Origin of the sequence: Streptomyces sp. NPDC048277 (assembly GCF_040652235.1) — a bacterium.
Classification (GTDB): domain Bacteria; phylum Actinomycetota; class Actinomycetes; order Streptomycetales; family Streptomycetaceae; genus Streptomyces.
On sequence record NZ_JBEZLQ010000013.1, the window covers coordinates 86,426 to 102,444 of the forward strand.

Consider the following 16,019-nt stretch of genomic DNA (forward strand, 5'->3'; position numbering starts at 1 on the left):
CGCTGCCGGGCTCAGGAGCCGTCGAGGTAGTCCCGCAGCACCTGGGAGCGGGACGGGTGACGGAGTTTGCTCATCGTCTTCGCCTCGATCTGACGGATCCGTTCGCGGGTCACGCCGTAGACGGCTCCGATCTCCTCCAGGGTGCGGGGGCGGCCGTCGGTGAGTCCGTAGCGCAGGGAGACGATGCCTGCCTCGCGGGCGGTCATGCCGGTGAGCAGGCTCCGGATGGTGTCCTGGAGCAGGTGGTGGGTGACGGCCTCCCAGGGGGCGGGTGTGTCGGTGTCCTCGATGAGGTCGCCGAACTCGCCGTCCCCCTCCTCTCCCAGGGTGGCGTGCAGGGAAACGGGTTCCTTGGTGTATCCGTCCAGTTCGAGGAGCCGCTCCGGCGTGACCTCGGCGCGCTCGGCGATCTGCTCCGGCGTCGGCACGGTGCCCGATTCCCGCATCAGCTCCCGGCGGACCCGTGCCACCCGGTTGATGACCTCCACGGTGTGCACCGGGATGCGTATGGTGCGGCTCTGGTCGGACAGCGCACGGGTGACGGCCTGCTTGATCCACCAGGTGGCATAGGTGGAGAACTTGAAACCCTTGGTGTAGTCGAACTTCTCCACCGCGCGGATGAGGCCGGTGTTGCCCTCCTGGACGAGGTCCAGGAGGTCCAGGCCCCGGCCCGTGAAGCGCTTGGCCACGGAGACGACCAGCCTGAGGTTGGCCTCGGTCAGGCGGTCCTTGGCACGCCTGCCGTCCGCGGCGAGCGCGGCCAGTTCGTCCCCGCGGTGGCGGGTGTGCCCCTCCGCCAGCAGCCGCTCGGCGTAGAGGCCGGCCTCGATGCGCCGGGCGAGGTCCACTTCCTCCTCCGCCGTGAGCAGCCGGACCCGGGAGATGAGGCGCAGATAGTCCTTGACCGGGTCGGTGGTGCCGCCCTCGGCCGTCACCCGGGGCTCGGGGCCGTCGGCCTCCTCGCCGTACGGCGGCGGCGCACCCCTGTCCACGGCTGCCCGCAGCACGCTCATACGGCCTCTCCCAGCGACGACTTGAGAAACCTGCCGGTATGCGACTCCGGGCAGGAGGCGATCTGCTCCGGGGTGCCCTCGGCGATCACCTGTCCACCCCGGTGGCCGCCCTCGGGGCCCATGTCGATCAGCCAGTCGGCGGTCTTGATGACGTCGAGGTTGTGCTCGATGACCACCACCGTGTTCCCGCCGTCGACGAGCCGCCGCAGCACCGTCAGCAGCCGTTCCACATCGGAGGAGTGCAGGCCGGTGGTGGGTTCGTCGAGGACGTAGAGGGTGCGTCCACGGGTTCGGCGCTGCAACTCCGCGGCGAGCTTGACGCGTTGGGCCTCGCCGCCGGACAGCGTGGTGGCCGCCTGGCCGAGCTTCACATAGCCGAGTCCGACGTCGTGCAGGGTGCGCAGATGGCGGGCGATGGTCTGATGCCCCTCGAAGAAGTCCAGGCTCTCCGCCACGGTCATGGCGAGGACGTCGGCGATGGACCGGCCCTTGTAACGCACCTCCAGGGTCTCGCGGTTGTACTGGGCGCCCCGGCAGGCCTCGCACGGCACGTACACGTCCGGCAGGAAGTTCATCTCCACTGTGATGGTGCCGTCGCCGAGGCAGTGCTCGCAGCGGCCGCCCTTGATGTTGAAGGAGAAGCGGCCGGGTTGGTAGCCGCGCACCTTGGCCTCGGGGGTCTGCGCGAACAGCTTGCGGAAGTGGTCGAAGACGCCGGTGTAGGTGGCGGGATTGGAGCGCGGACTGCGTCCGATCGGTGCCTGGTCGACTTGGACGACCTTGTCGAGATGTTCGACGCCGCTGAGGGCGCGGTGGCGGCCGGGGGCCTTGTGCGCGCGGTGCAGGCGGCGGGCCAGGGCGGTGTGGAGGATGTCGTTGACGAGGGTGGACTTGCCGGATCCGGAGACACCGGTGACCGCGGTGAACAGCCCCACGGGGAAGGACACCGTCACCTCGCGCAGGTTGTGCTCGGCGGCATCGTGCACGGTGAGCAGGCGGTCCGGCTGCGGTGTACGGCGCCGTTCGGGCACGGGTACGGCGCGTCGGCCGGACAGGTAGGCGCCGGTCACCGAGTCCTGATGCGCGGCGAGTTCGGCCACGGTGCCCGAGTGCACGACGCGGCCGCCCTCCGTCCCGGCGCCCGGCCCGATGTCGACGACCCAGTCGGCGACCCGCAGGGTCTCCTCGTCGTGCTCGACGACGATCACCGTGTTGCCGCGATCGCGCAGCCGCTCCAGCGTCCCGATCAGCCGCTGGTTGTCACGCTGGTGCAGTCCGACGGACGGCTCGTCGAGCACGTACAGCACCCCGGTCAGCCCGGCGCCGATCTGGGTGGCCAGCCGGATCCGCTGGGCCTCGCCGCCGGAGAGGGAGGCCGCCGGGCGGTCCAGGGAGAGGTAGTCGAGACCGACGTCCAGCAGGAAGCGCAGCCGCTCCCCGATCTCGGCGAGCACCGCCCCGGCGATCCGCCGCTCGCTCCCGGTCAGCTCCAACACGCCTATGGCCTCGGCGAGTCGGTCGACCGGAAGAGCGGACGTCTCGGCGATGTTCCGCCCGCCCACCGTCACGGCCAGGACACCGGGAGCCAGCCGGGCACCCCCGCAGGCCGCGCACGGCACCTCGCGCAGATACCCGGTGAACCGGCTCCGGGCGGTGTCGGATCCGGCCGCCTCGGCCTGCCGGCGCTCGATGTGCGGGACGACGCCCTCGAAGCGGTTCAGGTGGGACCGTTCGCGGCCGAAGCGGTTGCGGTACGACAGGTGAAGCCGCCGCTCGGTGCCGTAGAGGATCGTCTTCCTGGCCTCGGACGGCAGTTCACGCCAGGGGGTGGAGGTACTGAACCCGGTCTCGGCGGCGAGGGCTTCGAGCAGGCGGGTGAAGTAGTCGGCGCCGCTGGTGTTCGTCCACGGTGCGATGGCGCCGTCGGCCAGGGACCTGGTGTCGTCCGGGACGACCAGCGACGGGTCGACCTCGGTGCGGGAGCCCAGTCCGGCACAGTCGGGGCAGGCACCCCAGGGGGCGTTGAAGGAGAAGAGCCGGGGTTCGAGCGCGTGCAGGCCGATGTCGTGGGAGCGCGGGCACGCCATCTTCTCGGAGAACGTCAGCTCCCGCTCGCCGTCGCCGGGTTCGCGATCCGTGAACTCCACCCGGACGACTCCGCCGGCCAGGCCCAGGGCGGTCTCGACCGACTCGGTCAGCCGCTGCCGTATCCCCGGCCTGACGGCCAGCCGGTCCACGACGACTTCGACGGAATGGCGTCTGCGCGGGTCCAGGACGGGGGGCGTGGTGAGCGGCAGCACGGTGCCGTCGACCCGGACGCGGCTGAACCCGTCGGCGGTCAACTGCCGGAAGATCTCGGCGTGTTCGCCCTTGCGGTCACGGACGACGGGGGCGAGCAGCTGGAAGCGCGTGCCCTCCGCGGTGTTCAGCAACTCGTCGACGATGTGCTGCGGGGTCCGGCGGCTGACCGGCTCGCCGCACTCGGGGCAGTGGGGGCGGCCGATCCGGGCGTACAGCAGACGCAGATGGTCGTACACCTCGGTGAGGGTGCCGACCGTGGAGCGTGGGTTGTTGCCGGTCGTCTTCTGGTCGATGGCGATCGCCGGGGACAATCCCTCGACGGCGTCGACATCGGGTTTGTCCAGCTGACCCAGGAATTGCCGCGCATACGCGGACAGCGATTCCACATAGCGCCGCTGCCCTTCCGCGAATATGGTGTCGAATGCCAGGCTCGACTTACCGGAACCGGAAACACCCGTGAAGACGACGAGCGAGTTCCTCGGGAATTCCACGGACACGTCACGAAGATTGTGCTGACGGGCGCCTTTGACGACGAGTCGATTGCTCACTCATTCGAGGCTACCACCGTGAAACTGCTGTCCAAGGCCGCCGAGAAGCCACTTTCACATGTGAGGAACATCGCGCTTGACAGGCCTTTTCGGGGTGTGCGCAAAGAATCCCTGCCGAGCAATACCACGGCCGGTCCGTCGCGTCGCGGAGCAGGTCGGGTAATTGCGGCCGGTCGGCCTTTCATGCGTCACGCATTCACGACGGATCCCCGATTCCCCACAGGGCCGCCGCCGCGACGCATCCGAGGAGCGGGACGGCAACGAGCGGCAGGCAGGCCGCCCGCGCACGTCGATCCGCACGCCGGGGCGGAGCTTGTCGTGGACACAGGCCGAGCCGCCACGGCTGTCGGGGGCGCGCAGTACCGCGATGTGCCAGGCGGTGCGGTCGGCGGGGTCGCCGCACAGGGAGTAGGCGCGGGAGAGATCGTCGCCGAGGAGGAGCTCGACATGTGCGCCCGGCTGCCACTCGGGCAGCGGCTCGCCCGTGGGGTGACGAAGTGTCAGGGTGACTGTCTCGTGGGCTGCTTGGGCCCTTTCCGCGATGACGAGGGAGTACTCGTTCGCGGTGGGGGGTGCGCTCAAGGGGGAAGCCCGCTTTCGCTGGAACAGCGCGTCACGCGGGTCACCGTCCTGAAGAACCGACACACACGACGTGACGCAGGATGGTCAGGTCATGGAGCGTGCGACGGAAGGCAGGGCAACGGACGACGTTTCCGATGACGACCCTGGACCCCACTGCAGCCATGGGCCGCCGAATCGTTGTCTCGTACGTACTGCCGACGACGCGTTCCGGCCAGACTTGCCCACCACGTCGGTCACCCCAGCTTGCGCACCGACTGGCGGATCACGAGCTGGGTGCTCAGTACGACGTGGTCGTCGCCCGTGATGCCCTCCGCGCCCTCCAGGGCCAGACGCACCGCCGTACGGCCCAGGTCCTCGTACGGGACCCGGATCGAGGTGAGCGACGGGACGAGGTCCGCCGCGAAGGGCACGTCGTCGAAGCCGACCACCGAGACGTCCGAGGGCACGTCGAGGCCGGCGTCACGGAGCGCGGCGAGGGCTCCGAGGGCGACCATGTCGGTGCCGGCGACGACGGCGGTGAAGTCCACCCCCGCCTTCAGCGCGTCCCGCGTGCGCTGGTAGCCGGAGACACGGGTGTAGTCACCGGGCACGTCGAGTTCCTCGGCGTACGGCAGTCCGTGCGCGCGCAGGGCGTGCAGGTAGCCGTCCCGTCGCTGCACGCCGGTGCTCAGCTGGGGGTCGCCGCCGAGGAAGAGCACCCGCCGGTGGCCCTGGACGAGGACGTGGTCGGCGGCCTGGAAGGCGCCGCCGCGGTTGTCGTAGTCCACGACGGTCACAGGGAGGTCCCCGGGCAGGGGCGGGCGGCCCACAAGGACCAGCCGGGACCCGGCGGCGTCCAGGGCGCGCGCGTACTCGGCCATGCGCCGGAAGTAGGCCTCGTCCTGTACCGCCCCGCCCACGAGCACGACCGCGGCAGCGTGCTGCTCACGCATCAGCTGCACCAGGGCGTCCTCACGCTCCGGGTCCCCGTGGGTGGCACAGACCAGGCTCAGCCGGCCGCGCAGTGCCGCCTCCTCCTCGACCCCCGCGGCGACATGGGCCAGCGAGGGCCCGGTGATGTCCCGCAGGACCAGGGCGATGGGGCCCGCGACCTGCCCGGAGAGGGCCTTGGCGTGGACGTTCACCACATAGTGGAGCTCGTCCACCGCGGCCATGACCCGTTCCCGGGTGGCGTTGGAGACCGGGTAGTTGCCGGCCAGTGTCCTGGAAACGGTTGCTACCGAGACACCGGCCCGCTCGGCGACGTCGCGGATGGTGTGGGGTCGGTCCCCGTCCGCGGACTTCCTCCGTCGACGCCTGGCAGTTCTGGGTTCGGAACCCGCACCGGAGTCATTTCCGTTCACTGTCACACCGTGACGTTACTGCATTCGGCACTCTGGTGACCCCTTCGAGGCGATTACTGGTACGGCAATCAAGGTAACCGTTTACCCACTCAGGTGCGGTGGGCTCCACCCGGCCCGTTCAGTCCCGGCCGGCCAGCGGCAGCCAGACCCGCATGGCGCCCGCCCCGCGGTTGGCCCACGCGTAGTACGGCACCGCCGTCAGCGCGACGCGCTCCCCGGACCGCGGTTCCCCGGTCCCGAGCGGCCGGTAGGGCCAGCCGGCGGACTCGCTCGCGACCGGCAGAGTGCCCACGGCACTCACCGTGGTGACGCCGCCGAGCAGCTGGGGCTGCCTGTGCACGGTCAGCGGTGCGCCCGGGTCCAGTGCGAGGTCGTCGGGGTCCGGGCCGCCGGGCTGGTCGGTCTGTTCGAGGCAGTACACCAGGGGCCCGCGTTCGATGGCGGCGCAGCCCCGGACGGCGTCGACCCGCGGGCTCGCGACGGTGAGCCGGGGCGGCATCGCGAGATCGAGCCGGACGGTGTCGCCGGGGGCGAAGGCGCGGGTGACCCGCAGCCAGCCGGACTCCCCCGCCCCGTCCACCGGAGTGCCGTTCACGGTGAGCGTGTACCGCGTGCACCACCCCGGCACGCGCAGCGCGAGGGTCCTGGGCCCGGTGGTGGCTTCCTCGACGGTCACCGTCACCGTGCCGTCCCACGGGTAGTCGGTCGCCACCCGCACGGTGAGGCCGTCGCCGCCGTAGCCGCCGGTGGCGTACTGGTGGAGGTACAGACCGTCGTCGCCGGTCGTGGCGATGTAGTGCGGCAGGCTCGCGAGCAGGCGCATCACGTTGGGCGGGCAGCAGGCGCAGCGGAACCACGGGGTGCGGTGGGCGCTCTGGTCGCCGGGGCGTTCGTGCGCGCGGGCCCGGTGGTGCAGCGGGTTGACGTACAGCCAGGTCCGCCCGTCCAGACCGGCGCCGGCGAGGAAGCCGTTGAACAGGGTGCGTTCGATCAGGTCGGAGTAGTGGGCCTCGCCGGTGAGCAGGGCCATGCGCCAGGAGAAGTGGATGGAGGCGATGGCGGCGCAGGTCTCGGCGTAGGCGCGGTCGGCGGGCAGCTCATGTGCGTCGCCGAAGGCCTCCCAGTCGTGCCGCGAGCCGACGGCCCCGGTGAGGTAGCTCTTGGTGGTCACCATGTCCCGCCACAGCCGCCGCACCGCCGCGCTCAGCTCGGGGTCACCGGTCTCCGCCGCGAGGTCGGCGGCCCCGGCCAGCAGATAGAGCTGGCGTACGGCATGGCCGGTGACCTCGTCGGCCTCGCGCACCGGGGTGTGGTCCTGCCAGTACTCCGGTCCCGGATCGCGGTCGTGGCCCCGGTCGGCGCCGGAGGACAGGCTGCCGTGGCCGCGCCGGTCGACGAAGTAGCGGGCGAGCTCCAGGTGCTGCCGTTCCGAGGTGGTCCGGTAGAGCTCGACGAGCGCGGTCTCCACCTCGGGGTGGCCGCAGACCGTGTCGACCTGCCTGCCGGGGCCGAAGACGGAGTGGATGTGGTCGGCGAGCCGGCGGGCCACGTCGAGCAGCCGGTCGGAGCCGGTGGCCCGGTGGTGGGCGACGGCGGCCTGGATCAGGTGCCCCGCGCAGTACAGCTCATGGCCCCAGCCCAGCTCGGTCCACGGCTCGCCGCCGCCGAGCTGGTAGTACGTCTGCAGATAGCCGTCCTCCCGCTGGGCGGCGGCGATCAGCCCGACCACGGTCTCCACCTCGGCGGCGAGTTCCTCGTCGGGGGTGTCCGCCAGCTGCCAGCAGGCGGCCTCCAGCCACTTGTAGACGTCGGAGTCCTGGAACTGGAAGTCCCCCGTGAAGCCCGGCGGGACGGCGCCGTCCTGGGTACGGAGGAACGCAGCGGCACGGAAGTTGGCGAGGTTCCCGGCCGCCTCCAGCCGCTTCGGGCCCTCGGCCAGGGACACCTCGGCGTTGACCCGGCGGCGCTCGGCCCAGAAGCCGCCTTCGACACGGGCCCGGACGGCGGGACGCAACGGGGACAGGGCACCGGGGGTGGGACGGACCGGCCCGGAGAACACGGTGTTCAGGGGAACCTCCGAGGAAGAGGAAGGGGTAAGGGGAGAGGAAGGGGATATGCGGACAGCGGGAGAAGCGGCGGCGGGCGAGGAGGAAGGCGGGCGGGCGCTCAGGCACTGATGGCGAGCTGGGCCCGGTGCACCGGGTGCGCCAGGGGCAGGCCGGCGCCGATCCGTTCCAGTTCCTGTACGACGGTGCCGCCGAGGCGGGCCAGTTCGTTGCCGAGGGAGCCGGCGATGTGCGGGGTGAGGAAGACGTTGGGGAGGCCGTAGAGCGGGGAGCCGGGGGGCAGCGGTTCCGGGTCGGTGACGTCCAGGACCGCGCTGATCCGCCCGCCGACCAGCTCCTCGGTGAGCGCGGTGTGGTCGACCAGGGCGCCCCGCGAGGTGTTGATGAGCACGCCGCCGTCGGGGATGAGGGCCAGCCGCTCGCGGCTGAGCATGCCCTGCGTCTGCGGGATGTCGGGCGCGTGCACGCTGACGATGTCGCTGGTGCGCAGCAGCTCGTCCAGCGACAGCGGGACCGCGCCGAGCCGCGCCGCCTCCGCCGCGTCGACGTAGGGGTCGTACAGGCTCACCGCCAGGTCGAACGGCCGTAGCAGCTCAAGGACCCGGCGGCCCACCCGGGAGGCGCCGATCAGGCCGACGCGGCGGCCGAGGTTGCCCACCGCCGTGTACTCGGCGGGCGCGGGATACGCCTGCTCGGCGCGGAAGCGCTCGCGCAGCCCGAAGGCGTCCTTGCCCGACAGGAGGATCGCGGCGAGCGTGTACTCCGCCACGGGCAGCGCGTTGGCCTGCACCGCGCTGGACAGGGTGATGCCCCGCTCCCAGAACGGCTCCCCGACCATGTGCCGGACGCTGCCGGCCGCGTGCAGCACCGCCCGCAGCCGGGGCGCCGCGTCCAGGACCTGCGCGCCTATGTGGGGGCAGCCCCAGCCCGTGATGAGCACCTCGGCCCGGCTCAGGGCCGCCGCTGCCGCCGGGTCGGCGAAGTCCTGGACGACGAGCCCCGGATCGACCTCCACCAGCTGCCGGAGCCGGTGCATCAGCCGCGCCGGGAACAGTTCGCGCAGGTGGACGGGGTTCATGACGAAGAGCGCGTAAGGGGGTGCCGATGCCGACATGGTGATGCTCCTGCCCGGGCTCAGGGGTGGCGAGCGAGACGCCGCAAGGTACGTAAACGTATTCCACGCTAGAAGCCGTCCCGCCGCCGGTCAATGCTCGGCCAGGGAGTCGTGTGCACGGACGGAACCTTCGAGCGAGGCCGCAATGACCGAATAGCGCAGGTCAGGCAGGCCAGGAAGTAACGTTCTTGAAAGTTTGGCGAAACAATCCGGCCCTTCCCCCTTGTGGATCCGGCCACTCCGGCCGTACGGTCCACGACAAACGATTACTGCTGATGATGAGCAGTGCCGGTTTCACTCCCCTTTGCGCCGCACGACCGCGCCGCCTTCCCCACGTTGCAGGCGCCGTCTCGTTCCCCTCGTGGAGGACCGATGTCCAAGTCCCGCTTCCGCTTCCGCAGCGGAGCCCTCGTCCCGGTGGCCGCCGCAGCGTCCCTGTCCCTGCTCCTGGCCGCCTGCTCGGACGGCGGCGGCTCCGAGGCCTCGCCGAAGACGAAGGGCAAGGTCACGCTGGAGTTCTGGAGCTGGACCGACGGCATAGAGGCCCAGACCAAGGTCTGGAACAAGCAGCACCCCGAGACGCAGATCAAGTTCGTCAACGCCGCGGGCGAGACGGTCTACCAGAAGCTCCGTGCCGCGGTGAACGCCGGCACGGCCCCCTGTCTGTCCAAGATGGACGGGATGAACCTGGCGAGCTTCGCCGCGGACGGCCTGCTGACCGACATCACCAAGGCCGCCGCCCCGTACCAGAGCGCGTACACGACGGCGGCGTGGAACGCGGTCAGCCCGGGCGGCACCACCTTCGGCATCCCGATGGGCTCCTCGCCGCTGTTCACGGCCTACCGCGCGGACCTGTTCGAGAAGTACGGCATCCAGGCGCCGAAGACCTGGGACGACCTGATCGCGGCCGGCAAGAAGGTCCAGCGGCAGGACAAGAACGTCAAGATCTACAACATGGCCGGCGAGGACCCGAGCACGCTCGTCGACCTCTCCTGGTCCGCGGGTGCCCAGTGGTACAAGGCCGCCGGCGACCACTGGGTCATCGACTTCACCTCGCCCGAGGCGCTCAAGGCCGGTGACGTCGTCCAGCAGCTGGTGGACGACGACCTCGCCTCCAACGCCTCGTACGCCGACCCGGGCGTCTTCAAGACCTGGGACCTCGGCAAGACCATCGCGATGACCACCTCCACCTGGCAGCTGCCCATCTACGACACCAACTTCCCCAAGTCCAAGGGCAAGTGGCAGCTCTCGGACGCCCCGCTCTTCGACACCGCGAAGCCGCAGACCTCCAGCAACTTCGACACCACCGCCGTCCTCAAGGGCTGCAAGTCCCCCGACCGCGCCGCGCAGTTCGCCGCCTGGCTGTCCAGCAGCAAGGAGTCGCTGACCGCGCTCACCGACCCGGCCTCCAAGTCGGGCCTGTTCCCCGCGGTCAAGGACGTCTCCCCGTACGTCGGCAAGATCATCCCGACCGAGATGTTCGACGCTCGGTCGGACAGCGCGAAGGTGATCACCACGGCCGCCTCGCGGGTCGGCGAGCAGTGGCAGTACGGCCCCGACTACGCGGCCATGTACTCCGAGATGCAGAAGCAGTGGGGCAAGGTCATGAAGAAGCAGCTCACCGTCAAGGCCATGCTCACGAACCTGCAGCAGTGGACCCTCGACGACCTCAAGGGCAAGGGCATCAAGGCCGTCGCCGGCAGCTGACCCCCCTGGGCCCAACCGCTTTCCCCTCGCACCGCCGACCGACCCGGCGCCCGTGCCCGTCGGCGCACCTCACCTGGAGATATCCGTGTCCACCCAGACGCGACCGCCCGAGGTCGCCATCGACTCCCCGGTCCGGCGGCCCTCCCCCCGCCGGACCGGGAGACGGGGCGCCCACAAGGGAGTGCTGTTCACGCTGCCGTTCCTCGCGGGCTTCCTGGTCACCTACGTGCTGCCGATCGGCTACGCGTTCGGCCAGAGCCTGTACGAGAAGAAGGGCACCGGCCTCGGCTTCGGGCCGACGCGCACCGTCTACACCGGATTCGACAACTTCGCGTCCGTGCTCGGCAACGACGCGTTCTGGTCGAGCATGCTGCGCACCCTGCTGTTCGGCACGGTCCAGATCACGGTGATGCTCGGCATCTCGCTGCTGCTGGCCCTGCTGCTCGACGGGGTCGCGGCGCGGGCGGTGCGGTTCTTCCGGGCGGCGCTGCTGATCCCGTACGTCGTGCCCGCGGTCGTGTCGACGGTCATGTGGCTGTTCCTCTACAGCCCCACCGGCAGCCCGCTGCTCGACCTGGCGCACCGGGCCGGTACCGACATCGAGTTCTTCGGCGGCCTCAACACCTATCTGTCGCTGGGCAACCTGCTGACCTGGCAGGGCATCGGCTTCAACATGATCCTCATCTCCGCCTCCCTCCAGGCGCTGCCGCGCGAGCTGTACGAGGCGGCCCGGCTGGACGGGGCGAAGGAGTGGCGGATCGCCTGGTCGATCAAGGTCCCGAACATCACCGGGATTCTCGTCCTGACCGGCATGTTCTCCCTGATCGGCCGGCTCCAGCTGTTCACCGAACCGCTGATGCTGCGGCAGGTCGCACCGGAGTCCATCAACACCGACTTCACTCCGATGATGGAGATCTTCGACCAGGCGTTCAAGGCCGGCAACTACCAGTACGCGGCCGCCGAGTCGCTGGTCCTGGCCGTCGTCACCGGCATCCTCGCCTTCGTGTTCCACCGCGTGACGAACAGGAAGATGTCATGAGCAGTGTCGCCACCGGGGGCGGAGCACGCCCCACCCGCCGTGCCGTGGCCCTCACCACCGGCCTGCTGGTCCTCTTCCTGCTGTACTCGCTCGCCCCCACCTGGTTCCTGATCGTCTCCGCGACCAAGAACCAGACCGACCTCTACTCCACCTTCGGCCTGTGGTTCTCCTCCGACCACCTCGGCGACAACCTCCGGCAGATCTGGACCTACCACGACGGCGTGTTCACCCGGTGGATCGGCAACTCGATCCTCTACTCCACGCTCGGCGCGGCCGGCTCCACCCTCATCTCGCTCGCCGCCGGGTACGGGCTGGCGAAGTTCGACTTCCGGGGACGCGGCGCCCTGTTCGCGGTCATCGTCGGCGCCTCGCTGCTGCCCAGCACCCTGCTGGCCTTCCCGCTCTACCTGGTCTTCGCGAAGATCGGGCTCACCAACACCATCTGGTCGATCCTGATCCCGTACTTCATCAACCCGTTCGGGGTCTACCTCGGCAAGGTCTACGCGGACAGCTCGGTACCCACCGAGCTGATGGAGGCGGCCCGTATCGACGGCGCCTCCGAGCTGCGGATCTTCTGGTCGGTCGCGCTGAGGCTGATGCGGACCGGCGGGATCACCATCTTCATGCTCGTCTTCATCGACATCTGGAACAACTTCTTCCTCCCCCTGTTCATGCTCAACGGCGAGCGCACCTTCCCCGTCACCCTGGGCCTCTACTCGTGGCTCCAGCAGGCGCAGACCGCCCGCGACATGAACACCCTCGTCCTCACCGGATCCCTGCTGTCGATCGTTCCGCTCGCGGTGTTCATGTTCGCGCTCCAGAAGTACTGGCGCAGCGGAATCCTCATGGGCAGCCTCAAGTAAAGGACCAGCCGTGCCCAACGCACCCAGAAGACGTGACGTCCTGAAGTACGCCGGCACCACCGGCGCCGCCGCGGCCGGCCTCGGCCTGCTGAGCGCCCAGCCCGCCGCGGCCGCGCCCGCCCCCGCCGCCGAACCCGCCCCGCTCGCGAAGGCCGCCTGCACCCCCCTGGACATCGTTGTCTTCGGCAACACCTCCTCGGAGTCCGCGCACGGCCTCACCGCCACCCTCTCCGACACCGTCACCGGCGGCCTCGGCCAGAAGGCGCGGATCCTCAACCCCTCGGAGCCTACGTCCTATTGGGGCGGCACGCTGAAGTTCGACGTCGCCGTCAGCCCGACCGACACCACTTATGTCACCGTCCGGCTGTGGGGCGACGAGTACGACTCGACCTCCCAGGAGTCGGCGTCCGGCACGAACATGTGGCGGCTGCAGCTGTTCTGCGACGGGCTGCAGGTCGGCCACCAGGACGAGGGCGCCGTCGACAGCCTCGACATCCTCGACACGTCACCGCGGGCCCCGGGCCGTTTCTTCTTCCACACCCTGCCGCTGCCCGAGCGGCTCACCAGGGGCAAGAAGAAGGTGACGCTGGAGATCCGGTCGATGGGCCGCATCTGGTCCTACGGCCAGAACGCCGACCAGCTCTACTACAAGATGACGACGCCCTCCCGGGGCATCTACCGCCTCTACACCCACACCGAGCCCTGCTTCGTGCCGCCCAAGGGCGAGGCGCAGGGCCCGGCTCCGGTCCCCAAGGTGCGCGAGGTCGAGGGCCCGGAGGTCCTGGAGGCGGTCCGCGCGCGTGTCGACAAGGACCAGAAGTACTACCTCAGCGGCGCGAACCCGGCCGGCATGGACGCCTGGGCCTTCCAGTCCCTCGCCGAGGGCTACCTGTGGTCCGGCAGCCCGGCGTACCAGAACCCCGTCGCCCTGGACCGCGTCCTGCGGGCGCTCGACGGCCGCTACATGGCCTGGCAGAACGACGCGACCGTGCTGACCGGCTCCGACCAGCAGTGGCAGGGCTTCGGCCGGGTCGGCCTGGTCCTCGCGCTGCTCTGGGAGCACCTGGGCGACCGCCTGGACCAGAAGGTGACCGGATCGCCGTACGAGATCGCCAACCCCGGCTTCGAGGAGGGCGGCGACACCCCGGAGGGCTGGCAGGTGCCGGGCTGGGGGAAGACCGCCGACGCCTCCTGGACGAGGGACACCACCGTCGCCCGCTCCGGGTCCGCCTCCCTCAAGGTCTCGGCGACCGCGGCCAACGGCTTCATCACCGTCTACTCCTCGCCCAAGACCCGTGTCGGCAAGGGCACCTACACCTACGGCGCGTGGATCAGGACCGACGGCGTGACCGGGACCGGCGCGCACATCGACCCGCTCTTCTTCGACGCGAGCGGCAACCTCGTCGGCAGCGACCACCGCCAGTTCGCCACCACCGGCACCCACGACTGGCAGTACGTCTCCATCGACCTGGCCACCCCCGACGGCGCCTCCCAGATCGAACTGCACCTGCGGCTGGCCGGGCCGGGCACCGCCTGGTTCGACTCCGTCGACCTGATCCGGCCCACCGAGCTGCGCGACCCCGGCTTCGAACTGGGCGACACCACCCCGGCGGGCTGGGCCGTGCCCGGCTGGGGAAAGACCGCCGACGCCTCCTGGGCCCGGGACACCACCGTCGCCCGCTCCGGATCCGCCTCCCTCAAGGTCTCGGCGACCGCGGCCAACGGCTTCATCACCGCGTACAACACGGCGCGGTTCCAGGTCGGCGAGGGCACGTACACCTACAGCGCCTGGATCAGGACCGACGGCGTGACCGGGACCGGCGCGCACATCGACCCGCTCTTCTTCGACGCCAGCGGCAACCTCGTCGGCAGCGACCACCGCCAGTTCGCCACCACCGGCACCCACGACTGGGAGCAGGTCTCGATCGACCTGGCGACCCCGGCCGGGGCGACCCAGGTCGAGTTCCATCTACGGCTGTCCGGTCCCGGCACGGCCTGGTTCGACGACCTCGTGGTCACCGCCCCGGCCGGCACCGGCACGGCCGAGCAGCCGGTGCGGCGCGACGCGTACACCGACATGCTGAAGTCCAGCCGGGACTACTGGCGCCGACACTTCCCGCACTACAGCAACCAGACGCAGATCTGCGCCATCGGCATCTACCAGGCCAACCGCGGCCTCGGCCTGCTCGCACCCGGCCTCGCGCTGTCCGAGGACAAGGCCCGCGGCTACCTGTACCAGTCGCTCGGCATGACCCCCTACCTCGGCCCCGAGGACGCGGACGGCAACCCGACCAAGCCGCTCGGCGAGGGCTACTACCAGGTGACGAAGGCGGGCCTGACCCGCGAACTCGGTTACGTGGGCAGCTACGGCGAGGTCATCGACTGGCTCGTCATGATGTACGAGTCCGTCACCCGCGGATACCAGGCGCAGGACGCGCCCGAACTGCGCAAGCAGATGATCGACATCATCAAGGCGCGCGGCCGGTTCCGGGTGGTCGACGTCGACGAGACCGGCGCCCGGGTCGCCCGTATCGAGACCGTCATCGGCTGGCGCAACGAGGTCTACCCCGGCGAGATCGCGTACGCGTCCCGCACCGTGTGGGACTCCCACCCGGTCATGTCGGCCGTCGTGTTCAAGGACCCCGACATCGTCGGCTGGACCCAGGAGATGATGGCGGACGGCCAGTTCTACCGGCAGCTGGACCTGCTCATCAACCACACCTGGACCCGTGTCGGCCTCGCCGCGCTCCGGCTGGTCTCCCGGGACTGGGACGCCTACCAGGCGCTGCCCAGCCGCCCCGGCCGCATACCCACGGACTGGGACCGGCCCGACTTCGTCTTCACCGACGAGGACAACGGTTGCATCGCCGTCAAGAACGGCCGGGAACTCCTCTTCGCCTCCCTCTACTGGCGCGCCCGCCAGGGCGTGAACGACTACGCCCGCGTCCACCACCTCACCCCGACCGACCAGCGCTCCGCGACCGTCCGCCAGCGCTCCGCCGGCACCACGGACGACACGTTCACCGTCCGCGACTGGATCCTGTGGGACTACGCCATCAACGACCCCGGGGCCGGCGGCATCCCGCCGGGCGGCTTCCCGCCTCCCGGTGACACCCTCCACCAGGCCCTGGCCGGAGACGTGTACCACCTCGCGCCCGTCCCGGCGGACGTCCCCGACCCCGCCCTCGGCGTCCACTTCGACGGCGTGGAGACCATGCTGGTGGGCCGCGCGCCGTTCTACCTGTGCGAGTACGGCGACTACCTCATCGCCATGAACACCAGCGCCGACCGTACCTTCACCCTCCCCGCCCGCCCCGGCTTCGGCCCGGCCCGCGACCTCGCCACCGGCAGGAACGTCGGCGCCGGACAGCGCCCGAAGATCGGCCCGCACAGCACGCTCGTGCTCTACCGGGGTGCCGGCCGCGACAAGTGAGGAAGCCCGC

9 protein-coding genes and 1 pseudogene are annotated in these 16,019 nt (G+C 70.3%); 4 read left to right on the forward strand and 6 right to left on the reverse strand.

Going from position 1 to position 16,019, the window contains the following annotated elements:
- Nucleotides 1-11: 11 nt before the first annotated feature.
- The 6 genes and pseudogenes from AB0D85_RS27095 to AB0D85_RS27120 all read right to left on the reverse strand — a co-directional run bounded on the left by AB0D85_RS27095 (nt 12) and on the right by AB0D85_RS27120 (nt 8,967).
- The gene (locus AB0D85_RS27095) at nt 12-1,013 is read right to left on the reverse strand and encodes an RNA polymerase sigma factor (RefSeq protein ID WP_362325275.1); all 1,002 of its coding nucleotides are present in this window, start codon (nt 1,011-1,013) and stop codon (nt 12-14) included.
- Nucleotides 1,010-3,862 carry an excinuclease ABC subunit UvrA gene (gene uvrA / locus AB0D85_RS27100; protein WP_362325279.1) on the reverse strand — a complete coding sequence of 951 codons (2,853 nt, stop codon included), beginning with the start codon at nt 3,860-3,862 and terminating at the stop codon, nt 1,010-1,012. The genes AB0D85_RS27095 and uvrA overlap by 4 nt, the downstream gene beginning before the upstream one ends.
- A gap of 279 nt (nt 3,863-4,141) precedes the next feature.
- A pseudogene (locus AB0D85_RS27105) lies at nt 4,142-4,405 on the reverse strand (oxidoreductase); the annotation flags it as partial.
- A gap of 272 nt (nt 4,406-4,677) precedes the next feature.
- A complete protein-coding gene (locus AB0D85_RS27110; RefSeq protein ID WP_362325866.1) occupies nt 4,678-5,697 on the reverse strand; it encodes a LacI family DNA-binding transcriptional regulator in 1,020 nt (339 codons plus the stop codon).
- A gap of 208 nt (nt 5,698-5,905) precedes the next feature.
- Nucleotides 5,906-7,855 (reverse strand): beta-L-arabinofuranosidase domain-containing protein, encoded by a 1,950-nt coding sequence (locus AB0D85_RS27115; protein ID WP_362325869.1) that lies wholly within the window; start codon nt 7,853-7,855, stop codon nt 5,906-5,908.
- Nucleotides 7,856-7,953: 98 nt separating this feature from the next.
- The gene (locus tag AB0D85_RS27120) at nt 7,954-8,967 is read right to left on the reverse strand and encodes a hydroxyacid dehydrogenase (RefSeq protein ID WP_362325282.1); all 1,014 of its coding nucleotides are present in this window, start codon (nt 8,965-8,967) and stop codon (nt 7,954-7,956) included.
- 372 nt (nt 8,968-9,339) lie between these two features.
- Between AB0D85_RS27120 and AB0D85_RS27125 the strand changes: the two genes are divergently transcribed.
- The 4 genes from AB0D85_RS27125 (at nt 9,340) to AB0D85_RS27140 (ending at nt 16,009) form a co-directional block, all read left to right on the forward strand.
- Nucleotides 9,340-10,674: an extracellular solute-binding protein gene (locus tag AB0D85_RS27125; RefSeq protein ID WP_362325285.1), complete on the forward strand. Its 1,335-nt coding sequence runs from the start codon at nt 9,340-9,342 to the stop codon at nt 10,672-10,674.
- Nucleotides 10,675-10,759: 85 nt separating this feature from the next.
- On the forward strand, nt 10,760-11,713 hold the full coding sequence (locus tag AB0D85_RS27130) for a sugar ABC transporter permease (protein ID WP_362325289.1): 954 nt from the start codon (nt 10,760-10,762) through the stop codon (nt 11,711-11,713).
- A complete protein-coding gene (locus tag AB0D85_RS27135; RefSeq protein WP_362325292.1) occupies nt 11,710-12,576 on the forward strand; it encodes a carbohydrate ABC transporter permease in 867 nt (288 codons plus the stop codon). The genes AB0D85_RS27130 and AB0D85_RS27135 overlap by 4 nt, the downstream gene beginning before the upstream one ends.
- Nucleotides 12,577-12,586: 10 nt before the next feature.
- Nucleotides 12,587-16,009 carry a Tat pathway signal sequence domain protein gene (locus tag AB0D85_RS27140; protein ID WP_362325295.1) on the forward strand — a complete coding sequence of 1,141 codons (3,423 nt, stop codon included), beginning with the start codon at nt 12,587-12,589 and terminating at the stop codon, nt 16,007-16,009.
- Nucleotides 16,010-16,019: the final 10 nt, after the last annotated feature.

Bases quoted from the DNA above. Each gene is read 5' to 3' on its own strand.
- AB0D85_RS27125 (WP_362325285.1), top strand. From the start codon at position 9,340: ATGTCCAAGTCCCGCTTCCGCTTCCGCAGCGGAGCCCTCGTCCCGGTG.
- AB0D85_RS27120 (WP_362325282.1), bottom strand. From the start codon at position 8,967: ATGTCGGCATCGGCACCCCCTTACGCGCTCTTCGTCATGAACCCCGTC.
- AB0D85_RS27135 (WP_362325292.1), top strand. From the start codon at position 11,710: ATGAGCAGTGTCGCCACCGGGGGCGGAGCACGCCCCACCCGCCGTGCC.
- AB0D85_RS27095 (WP_362325275.1), bottom strand. From the start codon at position 1,013: ATGAGCGTGCTGCGGGCAGCCGTGGACAGGGGTGCGCCGCCGCCGTAC.